Annotated in this window: 20 protein-coding genes; 3 read left to right on the top strand and 17 right to left on the bottom strand. The window is 64.7% G+C overall.

The features are described 5' to 3' along the window. Window positions 1–34: 34 nt before the first annotated feature. The 5 genes from ACQY4S_RS00720 to ACQY4S_RS00700 form a co-directional block, all read right to left on the bottom strand. Entirely contained in the window at window positions 35–1369 is a 1335-nt protein-coding gene (locus ACQY4S_RS00720; RefSeq protein ID WP_428483253.1) for a chloride channel protein, read from the bottom strand. A 244-nt stretch (window positions 1370–1613) separates the two neighbouring features. After that, window positions 1614–1931: a muconolactone Delta-isomerase family protein gene (locus ACQY4S_RS00715; RefSeq protein ID WP_428483252.1), complete on the bottom strand. Its 318-nt coding sequence runs from the start codon at window positions 1929–1931 to the stop codon at window positions 1614–1616. A 66-nt stretch (window positions 1932–1997) separates the two neighbouring features. After that, window positions 1998–2957 carry a zinc-binding dehydrogenase gene (locus tag ACQY4S_RS00710; protein WP_428483251.1) on the bottom strand — a complete coding sequence of 320 codons (960 nt, stop codon included), beginning with the start codon at window positions 2955–2957 and terminating at the stop codon, window positions 1998–2000. Between the two features lie 76 nt (window positions 2958–3033). Continuing rightward, entirely contained in the window at window positions 3034–4113 is a 1080-nt protein-coding gene (locus ACQY4S_RS00705; protein ID WP_428483249.1) for an alcohol dehydrogenase catalytic domain-containing protein, read from the bottom strand. Window positions 4114–4349: 236 nt separating this feature from the next. Next, window positions 4350–4586: a GMC oxidoreductase gene (locus tag ACQY4S_RS00700; protein ID WP_428483248.1), complete on the bottom strand. Its 237-nt coding sequence runs from the start codon at window positions 4584–4586 to the stop codon at window positions 4350–4352. A 121-nt stretch (window positions 4587–4707) separates the two neighbouring features. On the opposite strand from ACQY4S_RS00700, the gene ACQY4S_RS00695 reads away from it, so the two are divergent. Further along, window positions 4708–5880: an NAD(P)/FAD-dependent oxidoreductase gene (locus tag ACQY4S_RS00695; RefSeq protein ID WP_428483247.1), complete on the top strand. Its 1173-nt coding sequence runs from the start codon at window positions 4708–4710 to the stop codon at window positions 5878–5880. Between the two features lie 117 nt (window positions 5881–5997). On the opposite strand, the gene ACQY4S_RS00690 is transcribed toward ACQY4S_RS00695, so the two are convergent. The 6 genes from ACQY4S_RS00690 to ACQY4S_RS00665 all read right to left on the bottom strand — a co-directional run bounded on the left by ACQY4S_RS00690 (window position 5998) and on the right by ACQY4S_RS00665 (window position 14833). Next, a complete protein-coding gene (locus tag ACQY4S_RS00690) occupies window positions 5998–6549 on the bottom strand; it encodes a hypothetical protein (protein ID WP_428483246.1) in 552 nt (183 codons plus the stop codon). Window positions 6550–6943: 394 nt separating this feature from the next. After that, complete coding sequence (gene rutA / locus ACQY4S_RS00685; protein ID WP_428483245.1) at window positions 6944–8026, bottom strand: pyrimidine utilization protein A; 1083 nt, start codon at window positions 8024–8026, stop codon at window positions 6944–6946. 15 nt (window positions 8027–8041) lie between these two features. Next, on the bottom strand, window positions 8042–9340 hold the full coding sequence (locus tag ACQY4S_RS00680) for an ABC transporter substrate-binding protein (protein WP_428483244.1): 1299 nt from the start codon (window positions 9338–9340) through the stop codon (window positions 8042–8044). A gap of 134 nt (window positions 9341–9474) precedes the next feature. Continuing rightward, window positions 9475–10773 (bottom strand): ABC transporter substrate-binding protein, encoded by a 1299-nt coding sequence (locus ACQY4S_RS00675; RefSeq protein WP_428483243.1) that lies wholly within the window; start codon window positions 10771–10773, stop codon window positions 9475–9477. Between the two features lie 908 nt (window positions 10774–11681). Continuing rightward, on the bottom strand, window positions 11682–12914 hold the full coding sequence (gene kynU, locus ACQY4S_RS00670; protein ID WP_428483242.1) for a kynureninase: 1233 nt from the start codon (window positions 12912–12914) through the stop codon (window positions 11682–11684). 557 nt (window positions 12915–13471) lie between these two features. Beyond that, window positions 13472–14833 carry an LLM class flavin-dependent oxidoreductase gene (locus ACQY4S_RS00665; RefSeq protein WP_428483241.1) on the bottom strand — a complete coding sequence of 454 codons (1362 nt, stop codon included), beginning with the start codon at window positions 14831–14833 and terminating at the stop codon, window positions 13472–13474. A 155-nt stretch (window positions 14834–14988) separates the two neighbouring features. Between ACQY4S_RS00665 and ACQY4S_RS00660 the strand changes: the two genes are divergently transcribed. Further along, window positions 14989–15393, top strand: a complete 405-nt coding sequence (locus ACQY4S_RS00660; protein WP_428483240.1) for a type II toxin-antitoxin system HicB family antitoxin — start codon at window positions 14989–14991, stop codon at window positions 15391–15393. Window positions 15394–15547: 154 nt separating this feature from the next. On the opposite strand, the gene ACQY4S_RS00655 is transcribed toward ACQY4S_RS00660, so the two are convergent. The 6 genes from ACQY4S_RS00655 to ACQY4S_RS00630 all read right to left on the bottom strand — a co-directional run bounded on the left by ACQY4S_RS00655 (window position 15548) and on the right by ACQY4S_RS00630 (window position 20963). Beyond that, on the bottom strand, window positions 15548–16057 hold the full coding sequence (locus ACQY4S_RS00655; RefSeq protein WP_428483239.1) for a cupin domain-containing protein: 510 nt from the start codon (window positions 16055–16057) through the stop codon (window positions 15548–15550). 1 nt (window position 16058) lies between these two features. After that, complete coding sequence (locus tag ACQY4S_RS00650; RefSeq protein WP_428483238.1) at window positions 16059–17090, bottom strand: ligase-associated DNA damage response exonuclease; 1032 nt, start codon at window positions 17088–17090, stop codon at window positions 16059–16061. A gap of 177 nt (window positions 17091–17267) precedes the next feature. Next, complete coding sequence (locus ACQY4S_RS00645) at window positions 17268–17756, bottom strand: DUF2501 domain-containing protein (RefSeq protein ID WP_428483237.1); 489 nt, start codon at window positions 17754–17756, stop codon at window positions 17268–17270. Window positions 17757–18126: 370 nt separating this feature from the next. Beyond that, window positions 18127–19311, bottom strand: coding sequence for a hypothetical protein (locus ACQY4S_RS00640; protein WP_428483236.1), 1185 nt, complete (start codon window positions 19309–19311; stop codon window positions 18127–18129). A gap of 25 nt (window positions 19312–19336) precedes the next feature. Beyond that, window positions 19337–19627, bottom strand: a complete 291-nt coding sequence (locus tag ACQY4S_RS00635; RefSeq protein ID WP_428483235.1) for a DUF3303 family protein — start codon at window positions 19625–19627, stop codon at window positions 19337–19339. 10 nt (window positions 19628–19637) lie between these two features. Continuing rightward, window positions 19638–20963 (bottom strand): MFS transporter, encoded by a 1326-nt coding sequence (locus ACQY4S_RS00630; RefSeq protein WP_428483234.1) that lies wholly within the window; start codon window positions 20961–20963, stop codon window positions 19638–19640. Between the two features lie 306 nt (window positions 20964–21269). Between ACQY4S_RS00630 and ACQY4S_RS00625 the strand changes: the two genes are divergently transcribed. After that, window positions 21270–22724 carry an MdtA/MuxA family multidrug efflux RND transporter periplasmic adaptor subunit gene (locus ACQY4S_RS00625; RefSeq protein WP_428483233.1) on the top strand — a complete coding sequence of 485 codons (1455 nt, stop codon included), beginning with the start codon at window positions 21270–21272 and terminating at the stop codon, window positions 22722–22724. The last annotated feature ends 298 nt before the right edge of the window (window positions 22725–23022 follow it).

Genomic DNA, 23022 nt, shown 5'->3' with positions numbered 1-23022 from the left:
CCTTTGATGATCGTCTGGTCAGGATACGGTGGTGTCAAGATACCGGCATATCCGGCCGCGGGCCAACCGCTTCCTCCGGCCCGACCTCGCCGGTGGCCACCGCGCGTGTCTGCAACTGCAGGAAGCGGCGCGCCAGCGCCCCGTACAGCGGCCGGCGGCAGACCAAACGGGACACTGCGAACGACAGGAACGCGGTCGCCATCAGCGGGATGGTCACGCTCTGGTCGGCCGTCATCTCCATGACGATCACCGTCGAGGTGATCGGCGCCTGCACCACGCCGGAGAAATATGCCGTCATGCCGAGCAGGATCATCGAGCCGACCGGTGCGGAGGGCACCAGCGGCGCCAGCACCGACCCCATACCGGCGCCGATCGACAGCGACGGCGCGAAGATGCCGCCCGGGATGCCGCTGACGTAGGACACCACCGTCGCCGCCAGCTTGAGCACGGCGTAGGCGGCGGGTAGTGTCGAGTGGCCTTCCACCAAGCTGCGCGCCTGCTCGTAACCGGTGCCGTAGGTCTGGCCGTTGGAGGCCCAGCCGAGGATCGCCAAGGTCAGCCCGCAGAGCGCGGCGAATCCCGCCGGATAACGCATCATCAACCGTCCGGCGAGGCCTGGCACGCCCTTGGCGGCGATCACCAGCGCCTGGCTGAATATGCCGCCCGCGAGGCCGCCGGTGACACTGCACAGGATCACCGCGCCCCAGGCGGCGTGGTTGCTTAACTGGATCGAGGTGCTGCCGAAATAGGTGTAGTTGCCGACCATGCCCAAGGTCGTGGCGCCGGCGACGATCACCGCGGTGAACACGGTGCCGGAGGTGCGCGCCTCGAACGAATGGCTGAGCTCCTCGATGGCGAAGACGATCCCGGCGAGCGGCGTGTTGAAGGCTGCCGCGATGCCGGCCGCACCCCCGGCCAGCACCAGGCCGCGCCGCATCTCGATCCGCGGCAGGCCACGGCCCAGCGCGTGCATGATGGAGGCGCCGACCTGGACGGTGGGGCCCTCGCGTCCGATCGAGGCGCCGGAGGCGAGGCCCAGCAGGGTGAGCAGGACCTTGCCGACGGCGATGCGCAGGGAGAGGACGCGGCCGACCATGACGTCGTCGTGCATGTGCAGGGCGGCGATGGTCTGCGGGATGCCGCTGCCCTGGGCGCCGGGAAACACCCGTTGGGTCAGCAGGAAGGAGATCGTCAGGCCGGCCGGGGCGAGGATGAAGGCCGGCCAGGTCCTGCCGCCTTGCATCAGCAGAAAGAGGTGACCGGCGTAGTCCGCCGCCTGGGCGAAGACGACAGCGACCACCGAGAGCAGCACCGCGCCGACCCAGAAGACCAGCCGTCGCCGCCACAGCCGCGGCGAAACGAGCGGCATCCGCCGTATCCGTTCCAACCGGCTTTTTCGCCCGACAGCGTCCATCTTCCGTACATTCCCCTCATGTTTGGCAAACCAGCTTGGCACGAAGGATTCCGCTGCGCGACGGCGGATCGGATCACATCAGAGGAAGTCTTGAGCAATGGCGGGTTCGGCCGCCTGGCGATACCGCGTCCGCGCCTGCGCCTAGCGATCAGCGAACCGGTTGTCGACCACGGCATGGTGCGCTCTCAATCCGGTTTTCTCAAGCAGCATTCGGCTTCTTCCGTGCCTTCGCGAACTTCAGAACTCCGGGACAGGGAAGCACCGGGAGCACGTCGATGAATTCAGCCAAGGGGAACATCGGGAGCGGATCAAGTTCCTCATGAAGCGCCTCGTGCGGATCGCTGTCGGGACTGAAGATCACGCTGTTGCCGTCGGCGCGACGCCACAACCCGATCAGCCGCCCCGCCTGTTGCGCCGACATTGCCGGTTCGACTTCCGCCGCCCCGACCTGCATCACGGTCTCTCCGGCGGCGACAAGCGCCTGACGGCCCACGTGAAAGGTTATGCGATACAGCAAGGCTGCTTCATCCTCTCGGGCGACTTCCGGGCCTTGCTGATCAGGCTCGCCGCCTGCGCGCTATCTTCAGCCCGGGAGGTGGAGCACGGCCTTGCCGGTGAAGGCACGTTCAACGAGCTGACGCGCGACCGTGGCGATTTCGGTCCATGGAGCCTCGATGCCAATGCTCGGTTTCACTCTGCCGTGTTCGACGAGACGAAGCAGGAGCGCCAACCCGTCCGCGGCTGGCTCGGTTGCCGCGATGTCATCACCGAGGACGATCGAGTGCAAGGATGCGCCTGAAGTCCGGAGGAACACCGCGCTGTCGAACGTGACAGGTGCGCCCTCGGTTACTCCAACCGTGACGCAGACGCCATTTCGCCTTAGCATCGTCAACGCGGCTGACAGCGCCGAACCCCCGACCGAGTCGAGAATAAAGTCGAAAGGTCCAGACCCGCGCGCTGCCTCGAGGGTTTCTCCCACAACGACGCCGCCTGTGCTTGATGCCTCCACAAGGTCGCGCTGCGCTTGCCGGCGGATGTGCGAATAGACCTGGGCCCCGGAGGCGGCGGCGAGTTGGATCGCGATTTGCCCTACGCCGCCTGTAGCGCCATCCACCAGGACCTTGCGTCCGAGCAGAAGGCCGTCCTTGCGCAGGGCATGCAGCGCCGTCAGGCCGGCGACCGGAAGGCTGGCAGCCTGCGCGTCCGTCACACCCTCCGGAATGACTGCGATCGCGTTCAGCGGTGCGTGTACGCGTTCCGCCCACGCGCCGACTGGCAGGATTCCGACGACGCGTGTTCCGACTTTGGGGGCGCCCGGCGTTCCGCTGGTTTGTTCAACGACGCCAGCAAAATCCCAGCCGGGCGTGGTTCCGGTTTCGGTGATCGTGAGGGCGCGCCTGACCTCGCCGCGGTTGAGCGAGATGGCGCTGACACGGACGGTGATCTCACCGAGTGCCGCCGGTGCGAGGCTGACCCGGCGAACGGCAAGTCGATCAGCATCGTCCTGGTCGACGGTGATCGCGGTGATCTGATTGGAGGGCATGACCGAGATCCTCGGATTAAACAATGATGCGTTTGTCGGCGGTGGTACCGGTTCGGCGCATTTCAGCGTGCGTGTCTTATGGTCGAAGCACGGTCCGCTTGAATGGACCGCTCCCGGCGGCGGCTTGGTCAACGGCCTCGTTGGCGTCGTCCAGGTCAAATTCCGTGACCTCCCAGTTGCGCAGATCCAGCAACCCGGCACGGACCAGCTTTATGAGGCGAATGCTGGCCTCAGGCGGATACATCCATTGGCCGATGATGGTGATGCAGTTGCGCATGATCCACGGATAGGGCAGCGCGAGATCATCGCCGCCCAACATGCCGACACCGCCCATCAAGACGACTCTGCCATATTCCCGCACGGCCATGACGGCGGCGCGCACCGCCTTGGCAGGGGCCGAGGGCGGTAGAAGGTCCAGGACGCAATCGATCGGGCCGGGCGCGGCCTGCTTCATCCGCTGCCGATCTTCCGCCTCGTCGCCGGTCAGCGTGAGCGTGCGAACACGAGAGTCGAACCGGCGCCTGAGCTCTTCCAGCATTGCCTCGTTACGTCCTGGACAGACGACGCATCCGGCGCCCATTGCCAGGGCGACCGCCACTCCGGCGCTGCCGAAGTTTCCGGTCGCGCCGCTTATGACCAGCGTCTCTCCCGCCTTGAGATTAGCTGCCAGGAGGCCGCCGTAGGGTACCAGCAGCAGGTTAAGCGTGCACCACCGGCCGGCTTCCTCAGGGTCGATGGGTCCGAGCGAGAAGACATTCTCCGTCGGAACCAGCATCTGTTCGGCGAATGAACCGTGATGGAAGTGCTTCTGCAAGCGTAGGCCGCCTTCGCCGCGGGCGCTCAAACCCTGCAGCGTGATGTCGGGCGTCAGCGCATCGTCTCGCGCCCGCACTGTCGGATCGCAGGTTACCCAATCGCCCACCGCCAGCCGTGTCGAGTCCGGCCCGAGTGCGCGGACCCGCCCGATGGCGCCCGCGCCTGGCGCAACGGGTAGCGTGAGCAGGTAATTCCGCTCGCCACTGAAGACTTCTTTCGCATAGGGCAGAACACCGGCCGCCACGACATCGACGACGATCTCGCCCGTTCCCAGGACCGGGTCGGGCAAGCTCTCCACAACAAGGGGTGATCCAAACGCCTTCAGGATGGCGGCCTTCATGGTCGGTTACTCCATCGGATATGACCATTCTCGCAGAGCTGGAATCGCTCATGCAGGCCTGGAATTATCCTAGCATTCGCCAACACCTGCTTGCCGCGAAACGGACCCAATGGCCAGCCCCTGGCTGGATAGATGAACGACCAACAGGACATTGAGTGGTTTCGTGGTGGCAAGTTTGACGCCTGGAGACGGTCGCAACCCGCCAGAACACCCGGCGGCGATGCGATGACGACCCATTAAAATTGGTGTTCCTCTCGCAGCCGCTGCGATGCCCGCTCGCCGACGATCACGCACGGCGCCATGGTGTTTCCTGACGTCACGCGAGGAAAAATCGACGCGTCGGCGATGCGAAGCCGGTCGATGCCGTAGACCTTCAAGGTGGAATCCACGACCGACATCCCGTCGCGGCCCATTTTGGCGGTGCAGCTCTGGTGCCAGTAGGTTGCGGCGGCATCGCCGAGATCGCCGGGCATGATGATGAAGGCGGCGCGGCAGGATCGATCTTTTCCCCGCCTGGTATTATGTCCAGTCCGCCGAAACATCGAGACATGCCCGGTCACGGGCGCGATGATGGTTCAGGAGGAGGACGCGCAAGTGGCGGAAACAGCCGATGTCGTGATTATCGGCGGAGCGGTGATCGGCAGCGCCGTCGCCTATGCCCTGTCCGTGAACCCCGATTTCCAAGGCCGCGTGATCGTGCTGGAGAAGGACCGCTCGTACGAGCGGGCTGCCTCCTCGCTGTCAACCAGCGGCATCCGGCAACAGTTTTCAAGCGCCGTGAACGTCAAGCTGTCCCAGTACACGGTGGAGTTCCTGAAACAGGCGGACGTGCATCTCGGGACGGACGGATCGTCTTCAGGAATTGTGTTTCACGAAAACGGCTACCTCTTGCTTGGCGGGCCTGACGCGGTCGGGGCGTTCGAGGACAACAATCGCCTGCAACGCTCCCTCGGCGTCGACGTGCGCCTGCTCGGCAGATCAGAGCTTGGCCGCCGGTTTCCCTGGCTGACGCTCGATGACATCGAGGTCGGATCATTCACCGGGCCGGGTGAAGGATGGATCGACGGCTACGTCCTGATGGGCGCGTTCAAGCGGCGTGCCCGCGCGAACGGCGTCGAGTATCGGTACGTGGAAGCGACCGGCATTGTCCGCGACGGCGACCGCATCACCGGCGCGCGCTGTTCCGGTGGGGTCGAGATCGCGGCGGCGCACGTGGTGAACGCGTCCGGCTTCAACGGCCGGGCCATCGCCGGCATGGCCGGGGTTGATCTGCCGCTGCGGAACGTGAAACAGGTCGTGTTCGCGTTCGCCAGTCCGCACCGCGCCCAGGGGATGCCCTTCGTATTCACGCCGGATCGGCTGTTCTTCAGACCGGAGAGCGACGACTACATCGCCGGTCTTGGGATCAAGACGCTTGAGCAGCTCAGCGACTTCGATGTCGATTACGCGGTGTTCGAGGATGAGGTGTGGCCAAGGCTGGCGCATCGCGTGGCAGGCTTCGAGAATGCCCGCCTGCGCAGTGCCTGGGCGGGTCACTACGACATGAGCCTGCTGGACCACAACGCGTTCATTGGCGCCGTGCCGGGCCTGCACGGTTTCTATCTCGCGAATGGGTTCAGCGGTCATGGCCTGATGCATTCTCCCGGCATCGGCCGAGCCTTGTCGGAGTTGATTATTTATGGCGGTTACCGGACCTTGGACCTGTCCGAGCTGTCGGTACGGCGAATAGCGGCGAACGCGCCGATGCGGGAGAGTATTCAGTATTAGCTAGCGGGATGGGTTGCGATGTCTTGATGCTGCCATGGACTGGCTCAAGTCGTGAGCAAGAGCTCAAGCCCTAACAGGGCCTAGAACCGTTGGCCAAGCCAGCTTCTCAACGGTTACCTAGTTTTTGAAGTGCGTTACCATATATTGCTGGCAAGCTTCGAGCGCCGCCGCGAGTCGGGGCTCTGCTGGAATGTTGATGCCCTGGGTTATTTGGGCGTCATCCGCGACAACATCGACACGAACATCGTTATAAACAATTTGGTTTATTGCGTTGTGTGCAACCTGAATGGACGTCTTTTCGACGGGCACAAGTTCTAGAACATGGAAAGGACCGGAGGTGAAGGCCCTTGATACCTTCGAAAACATGTATGTTGTATTTATCTTTACTGTAGCACTGCTTCCAGCCGCAATATTTGCAATCGGCTGCTGCGATGCAGCCGTTATAGTAAACTTATTGTTGCTGAAGAGTGCAATCGAGACACCCAGCACTGGAAGGCCTGATGTAATTGCAATCACACAGCCCGTTGGATGTCCAGCGCCACCGACATCAAAGTAAGCCACGGTTGCGCCCGGTTCCCCCGTGGGGAAGTCCCGCTGCTCGTTAGCAGATGCTGGCGACATTGCGGTCAATATAATCGCAAGCGAAACCGGTAGGAGAAGTTTTTTCATTACAGACCTTTTGGTTCGAAGGCGCTAATTTTTAGAACGATGAAATCAGGGTATCGTCTTGCATCGCTAATTATAGCGCAATTTGAGTGGGTATCAATTTAATACATCTCTCTATAAGCGACAAAGCCACTTGAGTTCAGCTTACGCCCTATGAAATTCTTGTTTGATATTGCTATTGTTAGGAAAATTGGCGCTCGCTGTAGTTCACGGGGAGATGGCTTATCAAACACTTCCTCACGTGGCATAGCGACCCTTTGCACCGGCGCTTCTATAGCGATGGGGCAAAATGACCGACTTCGCCAACAGTATCCTCTACTACCGGACGTCGCCCTTCAACGCTGCGAACGCGCCATTGAGCGCTAAACCAGCGGAGCCTTGGCCACGGCGCGGGCGGTCACGCCGCCCGTGGCATCTCGTTGCGACTACGCATCAGCGGCTGGATGCGGGTGCCGAATTGCTCCATGCCGATCAGGAAGTCGTCGAAGGTCAGCATGACGCCCTGCACGCCGGGCACCTCGGACACTTCGTCCAGCATCCTGGCGACATTCGCGTAGGAGCCGACCAGCACGCCACCCTGCGTCGGCATGGTCTGCATGCCGAAGGTCTTGCGCTTGTTCGGGCCGGCGAGCGGGTCGCGGGTCGGGTCATCCTCGGCCTGGGCATCGCGCCAGCCGATCGCCTCCTGGTCGGTGCCGGCCTTGTAGTGCTCCCACTTGGCCATCGCCGCGGCATCGGTTTCGTCGGCGATCACCATGGTGGAGACCAGCGCGCCGCAGGACCGGCCGATCTCCGCCGTGGCCTTAACCAGGCGGGCGACACTGTCCTTGACGGCGGCTGGGGTGTTGACGCCAAAGCTGGAGCAGAAATTGTAGTCGGCGTGCTGAGCGGCGTAGCGAGTGCCGGCGTCGCTCTGGCCGGCGCTGATGATGGGGATCCTGGCGATCGGCGTCGGCAGGCAGCGGCAGTCGTCCATCTGGAAGAAGTCGCCCTTGTGGTCGGACCGCCCGGTCTCCCACAGTTGCTTCATGATGCTGACGTATTCGCCGCAGTAGTCGTAGCGACGACGGTAGTGTTCGGCGCCCGGCCAGATGCCCATCTGAGCGTATTCCCGGCGTTGCCAGCCGGAGATGATGTTTACGCCGAACCGGCCGTGCGAAATGCTGTCGATGGTCACCGCCATGCGCGCCGTGACCGGCGGGGGCATGGTGAGCACGGCGCACGTCGCGAAGAGTTGGATCCGGCTGGTGACAGCGGCGAGGCCGGCCATCAGGGTAAAGGATTCCAGGTTGTAGTCCCAGAACCCGGACGGGCCGCCGAAGCCGTGCAGCTTGATCATCGACAGGGCGAAGTCAAAGCCATAGGTTTCGGCCTTTCGCACGACAGCGTTGTTCAGGTCGAAGCTGGGCTTGTACTGCGGCGAGGTGGTCGAGATCAGCCAGCCATTGTTGCCGATGGGAATGAAAACGCCGAGCTGCATGGGGGTCTCCGACGGTCAGGAGGTGATGAATTCGTTCCAGCGGCGCGTCAGGTAGCGATCTTCGTCCATCACCGTGTTCCAGACAGCGATGTTGCTCATTCGCGTCTCGAAGCTGCCGCCGTCGCGTGAGCGTCCGGCTTTTTCCATCAGTTTGCCGTAGGGATCGACGATGTCGGCCGCCGCCGGCTTGCCCTCGTACCAGTAATCCCACTCGGTCGGCGTGAGAAACTTGCGGGCGGTCGCCGGGGTGGCCGAGTAGTAACCCTCCCGCGCGATGAACGCCCCCTGGAAGCCGGAAGCGTACCAGTTCATGTATTCCCAGAAGCAGTCGAGCTTGAGGCCGCTGACATGCCGCATCACCCCAAGAGTATAACCCCAGCCGCGATAGCCTTCCTTCAGCGGCTGAAAGGTGCAGGGAATGCCGCGGGTGCGCACTGCGGTGACCGCCGGTGACCACATCGACTGGATCACCACCTCGCCCGAGGCCATCAGGTTCACCGACTGGTCGAACGAGGTCCAGAACGAGCGGAACTGGCCGGCTTCCTTGATCTTGATCATCGTGTTGATGGTCTTGTCGATTTCCGCCTTGGTCATGTTGCCTTTGTCGCCATACTTCATTTGGCCGCTCGACTCGAGCGCCATGGCGACGTCGATGACACCGATGCCGGCCTGATCCTGCAGCGCCGCTTTGCCCTTGAAATCCGGGCTGATCAGGTCCGCCCAACTGGTGATCGGCCGGCCTGTCAGGTCGGGCCGGATGCCAAGCGTATCGCCGTTGGTAATGCTGGGAATGCCATTCAGCCACTCGGTCGGCGCCTTGGAGAATTTCCGACCGGTCGCGTCAGTGGCATAGATCACCGTCCACGGCGCGGTCCCCTGCTCTACCGCGCGGCGCCCGTCCGGGTATACGCCCCTGGTCAGCAGCGGCATCATCTGGTCCCAGTATCTGCTTTTACTCACCGGGATCGTTTGCAGGATGTCGCGGCCGACAAGGTATTTCAGGTCGGTAATGCCGACATCGCCGCAGTCCATCGCATTGGACTGCGACAACATGCGGTTGAGCAGGTCGGCGTCCTCCGTGGCCTGCATGTTGACGGTGAAGCCGAGATCCTTGGTGGCTTGTTCAGCAACCTGCGGGATGGCGGACACCGGCGGACCGGCGTGACGCAAGGTCACGTCCTTGATGTTCTGCGCCCAGATCGTCGGGAAACCACCGGCGGCACCACTGCCGATCGCGGCCCCGGCAGCCGCGGCGGCGGACTTGAGGATCGATCGGCGGGAGGCAGATTGTCGCGTGGTCTTTTGGCTGGTCATCCGATGAAACCTCCCTGATAGCCGATCACGGGCTGGCAGACGTCATGCGGTCGAGATGACATCTGCCAGCCGCGGCGCTATGCCGGCAAGAGCAGCGCCGGTGCGGATACTTACCGAAGCCTTCAGCTATTTTTTTAGGACGTGATGAATTCATTCCAGCGCCGGACCAGATAGCGGTCCTGGTCCATCACCGCGTTCCACACCGCGATGTTGCCCATGCGCTTCTCAAAGCTGCCGCCGTCGCGCGGCGGCCCGCCGGCCTTTTCCATCACCTTGCCGTAGGGATCGAGAATGTTGGTCGCCGCCGGCTTGCCGCCGTACCAGTAATCCCACTCGGCTGGCGTCAGGAACTTCTTGGCGGTCTCCGGCTGGGTCGAATAATAGCCTTCGCGCGCCACGAACGCTCCCTGGAAGCCGGAGGCGTACCAGTTCATGTATTCCCAGAAGCAATCAAGCTTCAGGCCGCTGACATGCTTCATCACGCCGAGGGTGTAGCCCCAGCCGCGATAGCCTTCCTTCAGCGGCTGGAAAATGCAGGGAATGCCGCGGGTGCGCACTGCGGTGACGGCGGGCGACCACATCGACTGGATCACCACCTCACCCGAGGCCATCAGGTTCACCGACTGGTCGAACGAGGTCCAGAACGAGCGGAACTGGCCGCCGTTCTTGATCTCGATCATCGTGCTGATGGTCTTGTCGATCTCGGCCTTGGTCATGTTGCCCTTGTCGCCGTATTTCATCCGCCCGCTGGCCTCGAGCGCCATGGCGACATCGATCACGCCGATCGCGGCCTGGTCCTGCAACGCCGCCTTGCCCTTGAAATCCGGGCTGATCAGGTCGGCCCAGCTTGTCACCGGACGGCCGACCAGGTCCGGCCGGATGCCCAGGGTGTCGCCGTTGGTGATCGTTGGCGTCCCGGTCAGCCAGTCGGTTGGCGTCTTGGAGAACTTCTGGCCGGTGGCGTCGGTGGCATACAACACGGTCCATGGCGCGGTGCCCTGCTCCGCCGCGTGCCGCCCGTCGGAATATTCGCCCTTGGTGAACAGCGGGATGGTCTGATCCCAGTACTTGAATTTCGCCACCGGGATCGGCTGCAGCGTGTTCCGCCCGACCAAATACTTCAGGTAATACAGGCTGACGTCAGCGCAATCGATCGCGTCCGACGCGGAGAGGAAGCGGTTCAGCAGGTCGGCGCCTTCCGAGGCCTGCATGTGAACAGTGAAGCCCAGGTCCTTTGTCGCCTGTTCGGCGACCGCCGGGATCGCCATCACCGGCGTGCCAGCGTGCCGCAGCGTGATGTCCTTGATGTTCTGCGCCCAAATCGTCGGAAAGCCGGTGATCGCGCCGCTGCCGATCGCCGAACCGGCGACGGCGGCGGCGGATTTCAGGATCGCGCGGCGCGACGGTGACCGAGGGGCAGTTGGTTGCGTCATCGTTTGGAACTCCAGGAGTAATCGGAACAACGGCCGGCGGTTTAGGGGTTGGATCGTCGCAGGTCTCAGCAAGACCGGTGCCATCCGCGCGAATTTTCCGCCGTTTCGGCCGAAGCGACGGCAAACGAGGTGAACCCTGCGGGGCGTTTGTCTGGATTGTCGCAGGGCCGGCGGCCGCCGGGATCACTGCTGCATGATTTCGATGCAGCGACAGGCGGCCGTGCCGGGAAAACAGGCTTCTGGCGCGGTTCGGCAGGATGGCGGCGGCTGCGCTGCCGGCGATGGCAGTGTCGCCAACGTCGCTGGCGCGCGAGACAGCGTGGCACGGGGTGTAACCGTGCGAGACGGCAACGTTATTGGCGCAGCTTGTTGATCCGCCGCGTATCCTTCTGGCATGGCGATGTACACCTTGACCGAACGCTGCTTCCGCTGACTGCTTGCAACCCCGTGCTACTTCCAACAGGTCAAGTCTTTATTCGTAAAGTCGACGCGATTTGAAAATAAAACGTCCTGCTATTCGGGAGCAGCCGAACCAGATGCTTCGCGGACAACTCAAACTGGACCGTCAGAGATGCTTTTGTGTCCACAGATGCATGGCGGTGCTCCATCGTCGTCATCTTGATACCATTGCGATAGGTTTCCACACGCGGCGGCGTGGATCGGCTGACCTGGGATCGGACGCCGATCGACGAGATACGTCGCTCTGACGTGTGTCCTGCATTTGCCGGTTACCGTTTCCCTGCCGGCCATAACCAAAGTCAAACGCAAAGTTACAAGAATGGACATGGACCGCGCGGATCGTCAGCTTCCGCGTCAGCGATCTCGCCGCTGGAAACACCGGCTCGGCTACAACCGGAGAGCAGGCCGGTTGACGGCAAACTTGCTCGAGCAGCTTCTTGAACCGGCCTTCAAGAACCCGCGGCAGCGGTTACCGCCGACAATCCTGCCCGCGCCCGCATGACGGACAGCACAACGTCGACCAGCGCCTGTACGTCCGCATAGCGGTTGTACAGGGGTGCGAAGCCGAAGCGCAGGACGTCGGGCGGGCGGAAGTCGCCAATCAACCCCTGGGCGGTGATGGCTTGCATGATGGCGGAACCGTCGGGATGGCGGAAGGCGACGTGGCTGCCGCGCCGGCTGCCGTCGCGTTCGCAGCAGAGGGTGAACCCCCACGACACGAGTGTCTCGTCGAACAGCGTGACGAAGGCGTCGGTCATTCTTCGGCTTTTGTCCCGGACAGCCGCGAGGGACACCGTCTCGAACACATCCAGCGCCGCGTCCAGCGCGGTCAAGGACAGGATGGATGGCGTGCCGCAGAGGAAGCGGGACATGCCGAGCGCGGGATCGAACCTGGCATCGAAGGCGAATGGCGCGCTGTGCCCGAGCCAGCCGGTGAGCGGTTGTGTCGCCCGCGTCTGATGGCGGGACGCGACGAACACGAACGCCGGGGCGCCGGGTCCGCCATTGAGGTATTTGTAGCCGCAGCCAATCGCGAAATCGGCGTTGGCCCCATTCAGGTCGCACGGCATCGCGCCGGTGGTGTGGGCGAGATCCCAGATCGTCAGGCCACCACGGGCGTGCACCGCGGCGGTGATCTGTTGCATATCATGGATCATCGCCGTCCTGTAGTTGACGTGGGTCAACGCCACCACGGCGACCTGGTCGTCGATCGCCTCGATGACCTCATTCGGCCGCACCCGGCGAACGGTGAGGCCCAGTTGTTCGGCGATGCTGTCGATGATGTAGAGGTCGGTCGGGAAGTTGTCGGCCTCCGTCACGATCACCGGCCGATCGGGTCGCAATCTGACGGCGGCGACGAGGGTCTTGTAGAGGTTGATCGAGGTCGAGTCGGCGGCAATGACCTCGTGCGGCGCGGCGCCGATCAGGCGAGCGATCTTGCCGCCGACACGGATCGGCAGGTTCAACCAGTCGGCGCCGGTCCAGGAGCGGATCAGGCCTTCGCCCCACTCCTCGGCGCACGCCTGGGCAACGCGGTGCTTCGCCGTAAGCGGCAGGCAGCCGAGGGAGTTGCCGTCGAGGTAGACGATGCCGGCAGGCAGGTGAAATCGGCTGCGATACGGCGCGAGCGGATCGGCGGCATCCCAGGCGGCGAGGATTTCGGGCGTGATGGGGTGTGACATCGCGGCAGGCTACCATGCCTGAACGAATTGACCACAGCCGGTGAAGGATGAAGCCGGGATCGGGCCGGCAAGACGTTCGGGTTGATCTCGATTGGGCAGAGAGTCGTGCCGTGGACGGGCGAAAGCGATATTTGTAGGTACATAGAAACAATTATCTGTTCTTTCACGCATCACGACAAACCAGCAAGGGCTGGGCCCGGGTCTGTTCATCACGTTGGAGATCGCGCGGGCGCATGGCGGAACGCTTGACGTCACGTCCGCGGCGGAAACGTGCTTCAGCTTCCAGATGCCGTTGCTTCGCCGGTCATTGTTGTAGCGCGCGGTGGTGCAGGATCGATCACACCTCATGCCGCCGCCGATCCCTGCACGGGAAGGCCAAGGCTGCGGCGCTGGCAGTGGCGGTCCGTGGACAATGCATGACAAGACGATGTCGGCTTGCGTCGTTCGTTGGCCCTCAGACCCCTCTATTCAAAAAGATACCACCGGCCTGCATGGCAAACAGGAAGTGGTGGCAATGCCGCGATGGCACTTGGCCGCCACGGACCGAAAAATCACGTTTATTCCGCCACCATCGGCATTCGCGCCCAGCGGCTGACCGGCTTCGGCAGGCCAAGGTTTTCCCGCAGTGTCTTTCCCTCATACTCGGTGCGGAACAGTCCGCGCCGTTGCAGCTCCGGTATCACCATGTCGACGAAATCGTCGAGCGATCCTGGCAGGAAGGCGGGCATCACGTTGAACCCGTCGGCCGCGCCGTTGCGAAACCAGTGCTCCATTACGTCGGCGATCTGACTGGGCGTGCCGATGCTCAGCAGATGGCCACGCGGGCCGGCGTTCAGGAGGCACAGTTCCCACAAGGTCAGCTTGTCCCGGCGCGCCGCTTCCAGCAGCAGGCGCTGGCGCGACAGCGGGCCGTTGGTGTCGGCCAGATCCGGCACCGGACCATGCAGCGGGTACTGCGACAGGTTCGCCACGCCGATGGTATGCTCCAGCACCGCCAGACCGACGCTGGGATGGATCAGCGATTGCAGGAATTCGAACTTTTCCCGCGCTTCCGCCTCGGTGCGGCCGACCACGGGGTACAGTCCAGGCAGGATCTTCATTTCTTGTCGCGAGCGGCCATGGCGCGGCAGGCGCGCGACGACATCGCCGTAGAATTCGCGCGCCTGTTCGAAGGTGGTCTGCGCGGTGAACACCAGCTCCGCCAGGCGCGCCGCCAGATCGCGGCCGGTGTCGGAGGCGCCAGCCTGCACCAGCACCGGCCGGGCCTGCGGCGAGCGCGCCACGTTCAGCGGACCTCGCACCGAGAAATGTCTGCCCTGGTGGTTCAGCACATGCAGTTTTTCGGTGTCGTAATAAACGCCCGACTCCTTGTCGCGGATGAAGGCGTCCTCGTCCCAACTGTCCCACAGGCCGGTGACCACCTCGGCGAATTCCGCCGCGCGGTCGTAGCGGTCGGCATGCGCGGCGTGCTTGTCGCGGCCGTGGTTGAACGCCTCGGCCTCGTTGTTGGAGGTGACCAGATTCCAGCCGGCCCGCCCGCCGCTGATCTGGTCCAGCGAGGCGAACTGGCGGGCCAGCGTGTAGGGCTCGTTGTAGGTCGAGGTGCAGGTGGCGACCAGGCCGAGACGCGTGGTGACCGCGGCCAGCGCCGACAGCACGGTGATCGGCTCGAACTTCACCACCTTGCCCATCCGTCCGCGTGATTCGGCTGAACCGTGCGTGCTGATCGCGGCGCTGTCGGCGAGGAACAACAGGTCGAACTTGCCACGCTCCGCCGTTCTGGCGACATCCAGCGCCTGGGCGAACACGGTGCCGGATTCGGCGTAGGCGTCCGGGTGGCGCCAGGCGGCGACGTGCTGGCCGGTTTCGTGGACGAAAGCGCCGAGGTTCATCATTCGGCGGTTGTGGTGCGTCGTCATCGTAGTCTCCTCCGGCAGCCGCGGCCGTGTGCCGGTCCGGTCGGTCCACGTGCCTGCGGTGGCCAGCTTAGCAAAAACAAGGCCATCCGTCTGGTGTCGTCGGGATCACGTTCCATCGCTTTATCGGCCAAGCAAGCCGGCCTATAGGAGTTCACATGCGTTACCCCATCGCGATCGAAATCGGCACTGAAACCACGGCCCTTGGTGTCGTGGTTCCCGATCTGCCCGGCTGTTTCTCGGCTGGGGACACCTTGGATGAGGCCGTGGCAGGCGCCGAGGAAGCCGCCGCCGCCTGGATCGATGCGGCCCTGGACGCTGGTCATGCCATCCCCGCGCCATCCAGTCTGGACGCCATCCGCCAGAACCCCGATCATGCGGGATGGGCGTTTGGGGTCATAACCCTGGACGCCGCGCTGCTGGATGACACCGTCGAGCGCGTGAACATTACGCTGCCGCGTCGCGTGCTAAAGCGCCTCGATGCCCTGGAATGGATGGCTGGAGAGAGCCGTTCCGGCTATATCGCGCATCTGACCTTGGAAGAGCGGCGGCGCGACGAATAGGCGTACCGGGCGCCATTGTGCCCGATGGGCTGGTATGACAATGCAACAGCCAGACCTGCCATCTTGCAACGAAATGATGGCGGGTTTTTGCCCGGTTGATCCTGTAGCCATGCGGGCCGACCGGCGTGTCGCACAGCATCGCACGCCGGGATATCTAACGCGCAGCCACTCCATCCCATAACCGGGGCAGCGGCCCATCACTTCCCGCCACCGGATCGCCCGCCGGCAGCGGCACCTCGGCGATCGCCCGCACCACATCCCCGTGCTCCGCCGTTCGGCCGCGCCGCAGGTCGGGACGCGGCGCGTTGTCCGGATAGGCGCCGACAATCAGCAGATCGTCCGACTGGCCCTGGTTGCAGTGCCCGACGCCGGCCGGCACCACCACGACGTCGCCCGCCCGCACCGTCAGCACCTGCCCGCCCGGACCACCGAACAGCACCGACGCCTCGCCGCGGGCGACACCCAGCGCCTCATGCGCATTGCTGTGGAAGTGGTGGAACGGATGCACCCCATCGCGCCAGGCCGGCGGCCAGCGGTTGGCGGCGAACAGACGCTCGATCGCCGCCGGATCGGCTGGTACCGCGTCGCGATAAACCAGTAGATTCAGCGCGGAATTTGGAATTGCCCCATCGTCGGCGAATGAGAATGTCAACGGGTCGGTCATGTCAGGCTGCCTCCATCGGTTCGGTTTCTTCCTCGTCGCCATACCCCAGCAGCCGCAGTGCTCGGCCGCGGATGCCGCGTTGCGCGGCGGCATGGATCAGGGCTTCCTCTCGCCCATGCGTCACCCATACCTCCGGCGCGGCGACCTCGTCCAAGGTGGCGTTCAACTCGTTCCAGTCGGCATGATCGGAGATCACCAGCGGCAGTTCCACCCCCCGCGACCTGGCCCGCTGGCGCACCCGCATCCAGCCGGAGGCGAGCGCCACCACCGGGTCCTCCAGCCGGCGCGCCCAGCGGTCGGCGATGGCGCCGGGCGGGGCCAGCACGATGGCGCCGACCAGCGCCGCCTTCGCCGCCACCGTCGCCGGCCGCAGATCGCCGAGTTCAACACCGCACTGGCGGTAGACCTCGCACATGCTGGCCAGCGCGCCATGCAGCCAGATCGGCTTGTCCCAGCCGGCCTGGCGCAGCAGCGCGATCAGCCGTTGCGCCTTGCCCAGCGCGTAGCAGCCGACAACGTGCGTCCGTTGCGGAAACAGCGCGACACTGTCCAGCAGGCGGCCGATCTCCTGGTCCGGCGGCGGATGGACGAAGACCGGCAGGGCGAAGGTGGCCTCGGTGACGAAGACGTCGCACGGCACCGGCTCGAACCCGGCGCAGGTCGGGTCGGCCACCCGCTTGTAGTCGCCGCTGACCACGGCGCGAGCACCCTGATATTCCATCGCCACCTGTGCGCTGCCCAGCACATGGCCGGCGGGGCTGAGCCAGACCCGGACGTCGCCCAGCCTGATCGGTTCGTGCCAGCCGAGCGCCTGCTGGGCGTCGCCGGCGCGGTCGGCTCCCATACGGGCCCGCATCACCGCCAGCGTCTCGGCGGTGGCCAGCACGGCGCGATGGCCGGGGCGGGCGTGGTCGGAATGGCCATGCGTGATGATCGCCCGGTCCACCGGCCGCAACGGGTCGATGAAGAACCCGCCTGGCTCGCAGAACAGACCGGAGGGAAGCACTTTCAGCCAGGTCTCGGGATGCGGCATGTCGGTCCGGGTTGGTGCGCTCGGTCATGATCAGATGGTCCGAGCAAGCCGCATGTCCATCCCGTTCATCTTCATCCGGGCTTTGGCTGGTGGGCTTAACCGATGCCCAGCGTAGCGTAGCCGGTGGCGGCAAATTCCGGGTTCTGCTACAACCGGGCTATCCTCGGCGGAACTGTCTCACAGCAGTGACTTCGCATGCTGCAGCACCATGTCGCAGACCTTCTGGGTCGCCTGCGCCTTGATCCCGCTGCCGCCAAGGCTGTAGCTTTGGCCATTGCCGGTTTGCAGGATGCCCTTGTCGCCCGCGTTGAAGCCGCTGTCGCCGCTGCTGCCGCCAGAGCTGCCAATCTTGTTCATGAGCGAATTCTTGACCGACGACGCGGCATTGCCGCTCATGTAATTGTTACGGACGCAATATTGCAAAACGCCGGCGCTGTTGCCCGCGCCTGCCTGGCCAACCGATGGCAATGCCCCGCCGCCGAGACCTCCCATCATGCCACCACCGCCACCTTGTCCCGCTCCGGCCGCACCCTTCAACTGGTTCAGCAACTGTGCCTGCGCGGGCACGGCCGAAAGCTGCAAGCCGGCGAGAAGAACAACGACGGCGATGCCGGCGGTGTATCCCCTACCCGCGAAGCGTCTCGTCTGGCGCTGATGCGAATGCATGGCCTTCATCCTTTTGACAAACCTATTCTGGACCTTAACCACCGTGGGACGGTTTCCGAACCGGCACCGGCAGCACTATCTCCTTATTCCGGGTTCGTGGCATCAGGCAAGCCGCCGGCAGGGCGATCGGGTGAGGTAGATCGAAGACACGGAATGGCGCATCTGCCGTTGTGTCATCACCGGGCTCGGCCCGGTGACCCACAACTTTGGCTTGGTTTGGCACCGCGAGTCGTGGGTGGCCAGGCCAAAGCTCGGCCATGACACAAGGCAATGCAGCGCGGCCAAGATGCCCGTCGGGTGCTCATGGCGCGGAACTCTTCGCGTCACCCGGTTCACCCGATTGCCCTCAAGCCGTCGGCCGATGCATCCGCTACCGCACGACCGCCAGCACGATCTCCACCACGATCAGCACCAGGATGATGATCTCCAGCAGCTCCGACCGGCTGCTATGTGCCTCGTCGTACAGCGCGGTATAGGTATCGCGGATGATCGACAGCTTGCGGTCCACCGCGGCGCTGACCGTCGGCACGCGGAACAAATCGAGTGCCGCCGCGTAGATGCGCGCCAGATAGACGTCCTCGGTCACCTGCAGGGCGTTGTCCACCTTCTCGGTCAGTTCCGTTACTTCAGCAACGATCGTGTAAAGCCGGCGTGCCAGGTCGGCGAACCGCCGTGCGCCCGGCAGCGGCCAGCGCCGCCGCGTCGCCTCCACCAGATCGTACATCCGCGGCAGCTCGGCATCGAGCAGCTCGTCGTAATAGCGCATCTCCAGCAACTGGGCGTTGGCCACTTCCAGCACGTCGATGACGTCGGCATCGCCACGCGGCTCGTAGATGAACGCCCGGTCCCAGGTCAGCACCACCAGATCGTCGGTGTAGTACGAATACCGATGCCGCAGCAGGTCCCGGCGAGCGGCATCGGACAGCGGGCGTTGCTCGCCGGACAGCAGGGGGATCAAATCGAGGCGCGCCGGCAAGGCCTCCGCGAGCAGGGGCTCGCTGAAGGCGTTGGCGACGCCGATCAGATAGTCCTCCTCCAGCGTGGACGGCATGGGGCGGATCAGCGCGTCGCCGACGCCCTGGCGCACGCGGTCCAGCAGCGGCGTCCACAGATCCGTGGCCCGGGGGAGGCTGACGGCTCGATCCACCGCGTTCAGCCGCTGGGTGAAGACGCCCCAGGACAGCCCGGCGACCGGCACCCGCAGCGCGATACTGACGACACCGAAGTCGTACAGCCGAGCGGTCGCGGTGGCGGATAGCGGGCCGTCGGGCAGGGACAGCGTGATTGGGCCCAGCGCCAGGGCGACCGGCGGCACGCCGAACGCTACCGCCTTTTCCGGCGTGGTGGTCAGCCGCCCGCGAGTGCTTCCGGTGCGCACGATGCGTGCCCAGCTCGCTTCGGCTCGACCCAGATCGATGGCGTAGGCGACGTCGAACAACCGGTAGGCGAGGATCGCGCCGGCGGTAACTGCCAAAGCGGATTCGGCCAAGGCGGCTACCTCCGCCCCGGCCTTGTCCGAGGTGGCGAGGCGCGCGGCCGGGATCGCTTCCGTCACGACACGGCGTGGGATGGCATGACGATCATCCCACCCCCTGCCCCTGCAGAAACCGCCGTGCCGCCACGGGATCGATCAGCGCGTGCACATCGAAGCGCGCCGGGATGATGTCGGCCCAGGCGTTCAGGTGGGCGTGCAACGCCTCGTTCGATGCAACGTCGAACAGCACCGCGGCGCCGCGTCCGACCTTGGCGTGAACCGAGCGGACCTCGCCGGCATCGATCAGCGGCTGGATCCATGTCCAGTAGCGCTGCCGAGCCGCCGTCACGCTGGAGGGCGGCTCGGGGCGCGGCTCGCTGATGACCAGGAACAGCATGGGACGTCTCCTATGTTTGCGTGGCCGGTGTCTGCATCGCCGGCGGCCGGCGCAGCGCCCAGAAGGCGACACTGCCGGCGACATAGAACAGGATCGACAGCCAGAAGGCGACCCGGTAGCTGCCGGTGGTGTCGAAGACGAAGCCGGCCAGCCAGGAGCCGGCCGCGGCGCCGATCCCGGTGCCGATGGTGATCACCCCCAGGATCGTCCCCAGGTTCGGGCCGGGAAACAGATCCGCCGTCTTGGCGGTGATCGCCGGCCCACGCGCGCCCCAGGTCAGGCCGAAGAAGCAGGAATGCAGCCACAGCAGCAGATGCTGGTCCGGGCTGGTGATCAGCAGCGCGCAGATTACCCCGATGATCGACGTGCCGTAGGTGATAATCGCCGCCAACTCCCGCCCGATGTAATCGGACAGCGTGCCGGTGATGATCACCCCCGGCAGCGACAGGAAGGCGCCAAGGCCGAGCACCTCGGCGGCATAGAGCTTGTCGAAGCCGATATCGATGGCGAACGCCAACTGGTGCAGCGCCACCAGGAAGCTGCCCAGGCCGGTGCACAGGTAGACCACGAACAGCAGCCAGAAGTGCGGCGTCCGCATCGCCTGGCGCAACGTCCAGCCGTGCGCGTCGGTGGTCCGGCGTGCGGCCGGCCGCCCCGCGCCGCGGAACAGCGCCGCCAGCGGGATCACCACCGCGGCCATGAACACGCCCTGCCACAGGTAGGCCCCGCGCCAGCCAAGCCCGGAGATCATCAGCGTGGTCACCGGAGCGGAGAAGGCCCGCGCGAACCCGTTGGCCGACTGCACCACGGAAACCGCCATGCCGCGGTTGCGCACGAACAGGCGCGACAGAAACGGCACGAACACCACCAGTCCCAGGCAGTTGGCGCCCAGCGTCATCACCACGCCATACACCAGGATCACCTGCCACAGCGCATCGACCCGGCTGCTGAGCAGCAGCCCGACCGCCAGCACCGTGCCGCCGATCAGGATCAACCGCCGAGCGCCGAGACGATCAACCAGCAAACCGACCAGCGGTGAGCTGGCACCATTGACCAACTGCGCCACCGCATAAGCCACCGAGACCTCCGCTCGGCTCCAGCCGAACACGTCGATGAAGGTGACCAGGAACACGGTGTAGGCCTGCATGAAGCCCGCGCCGATGGAGAAGGTGGCGAAGGCGGCACCGAGCAGGAGCCAGACCCGGGCGGGTGTCGCGGGCCTGTGGGGCGCGGTGGGATCGGACGTGGCGGGGTCGGGCGTGGCGGGGTCGGGCACCGCGGTATCGGGCGCGAGGGTGGTTGGCGCGGATGTAGCGGGCACGGGGGTATCGGACATCGCCAAAGGTTCTGCCTTCTGGCGGGACAGTTGAACAGAGGCGCGGCGACCCGCGACTGAACAGAGGCGCGGCGACCCGCGACTGAACAGAGGCGCGGCGACCCGCGACTGAACAGAGGCGCGGCGACCCGCGACTGAACAGGGGCGCGGCGACCCGCGACCATCCGTTGCAGCCATGTCCCCAGTGTAACAAAAGACGGCTTACCGTAACTTGGACGCTGATTAACTTGCCGGAGCCGAGTCCGATCCCTTATCGGCATGTGCTATAGGTCCGCCGGCTAGGCTTCACGAAGGACATCATCCCGCATGGACGACCACGTCGCTCCGCCTCAGGTCCGAACGGACCCAGCCCCGCGGTCGCGTACGACACCTGTCAGGCGCCGTTTCCGGGTCGGCCGCCTGATCCTGCCGCTGCTGATCATCGCGGCGGGCGGCGGTGGCTGGTATTGGTGGACCCACCATGCGACGCAAGGTCCGGCGGCCACGCGGACCGTTGCACCGACGCGCGGAGCCAACCAGGGGCAGAGTCTGGCGCAACCGGTTGGCGCGGCGACGATCGACAAGGGCGACATCCGGGTCATTCTGAACCAGCTTGGCACCGTCACATCCCTGGATACCGTCACGGTGGTGACGCAGATCAGCGGCCAGCTCATGCAGTACGGCTTCACCGAGGGCCAGATGGTCAAGAAAGGCGATTTCCTGGCGCAGATCGATCCCCGCCCCTATCAAGCCGCACTGGATTCGGCGCAGGGCACGCTGGCACGCGACACCGGCCTGCTGGAGCAGGCGAAATCCGACATGAAGCGCTACACTACGTTGGGCCGCCAGGACTCGATCGCGATGCAGCAGCTCGAGGACCAGAAATTCCTGGTGCAGCAAGATACCGGGACGGTGGCGACCGACCAGGCGGCGGTGGATACCGCGAAACTCAATCTGTATTATTGCCACATCATCTCGCCGGTGAACGGGCAGGTTGGCCTGCGCCAGATCGACCAGGGCAACTACGTGTCGACCACCAGCGCCAGCGCGCTGGTGGTGGTCACCCAGATGCAGCCGATCTCCGTCATCTTCTCAATACCGGAGGACAACCTGCCGGAGGTGGTCGAGCGGCTGCGCGCCGGAGCGACGCTGTCGGTGGAAGCCTATGACCGCTCCAACAACCGCCTGCTGGAGACGGGGCAGCTTTCCAGCCTGGACAACCAGATCAACACCACCACCGGAACGTTGAACATCCGCTCGATCTTCCAGAACCCGGAGGACAAGCTTTACCCGAACCAGTTCGTCAACGCCCGCCTGCTGGTGGACACGATGCACGACACTGTCCGCGTGCCGGTGCCGGCGGTGCAGCGTGGCGAGCCCGGGACATTCGTCTACGTCATTAACGCGAACAACACGGTGTCCGTCCGTCCGATCAAGGTCGGTCCGACGGATGGCAACTTCGAGGCCGTGCTGTCCGGCCTGCAGCCTGGGGAGCGGGTGGTGACCGACGGCACCGACCGGCTGCGCGATGGCGCCGCCGTGACCGTGCCCACGGCGCAAGCAGACGCGGGCCAGGGTCAGGCGCAGGATGGTGGTAAGGCGCCGGCGGGTCAGGCGCAGACGGGCCAGGCGCAGACGGGCCAGGCGCAGACGGGCCAGGCGCACACGAGTCAGGCGTCGGCGGATCAGGCGCAGGAGACGGCGCAGGGGCAGGCGCCAACTGGCTCTGGCCAACCAGACGTCCAGCAGCAGCGACACCGAAGCACGTCGCAGGCGCAATGAGGCCGTTGTGACATGGCCGGGTTTGGCCCGATGCGAGCTGACCTCATCAACCCAATGAGGCCGCTTATGAACGTGCCATGGCCGGCCATGGCAGCAAGGGCCTGTGGCCGGGTAACCGCTGCGTATCAGTCACAGTCGGCCAGTTCCGGCATGGCGGACGAAGGTCAGCCATGCACGCCTGGCGGTGCTGGTCGCGACAAAGGCATGGATGGCGGGCCTTTGCCCACCATGACGTCGAGAGTGTGCCCCGCTGCCGCAAGCAACGCGTTCGCTGGCGCAAGCAATGTGTTCCCCGCTG

Source organism: Rhodopila sp. (assembly GCF_965276935.1).
Taxonomy (GTDB): Bacteria; Pseudomonadota; Alphaproteobacteria; order Acetobacterales; family Acetobacteraceae; genus Rhodopila.
Note: the sequence above shows the minus strand (reverse complement) of the source record. Positions and strands in the feature narration are given on the sequence as shown.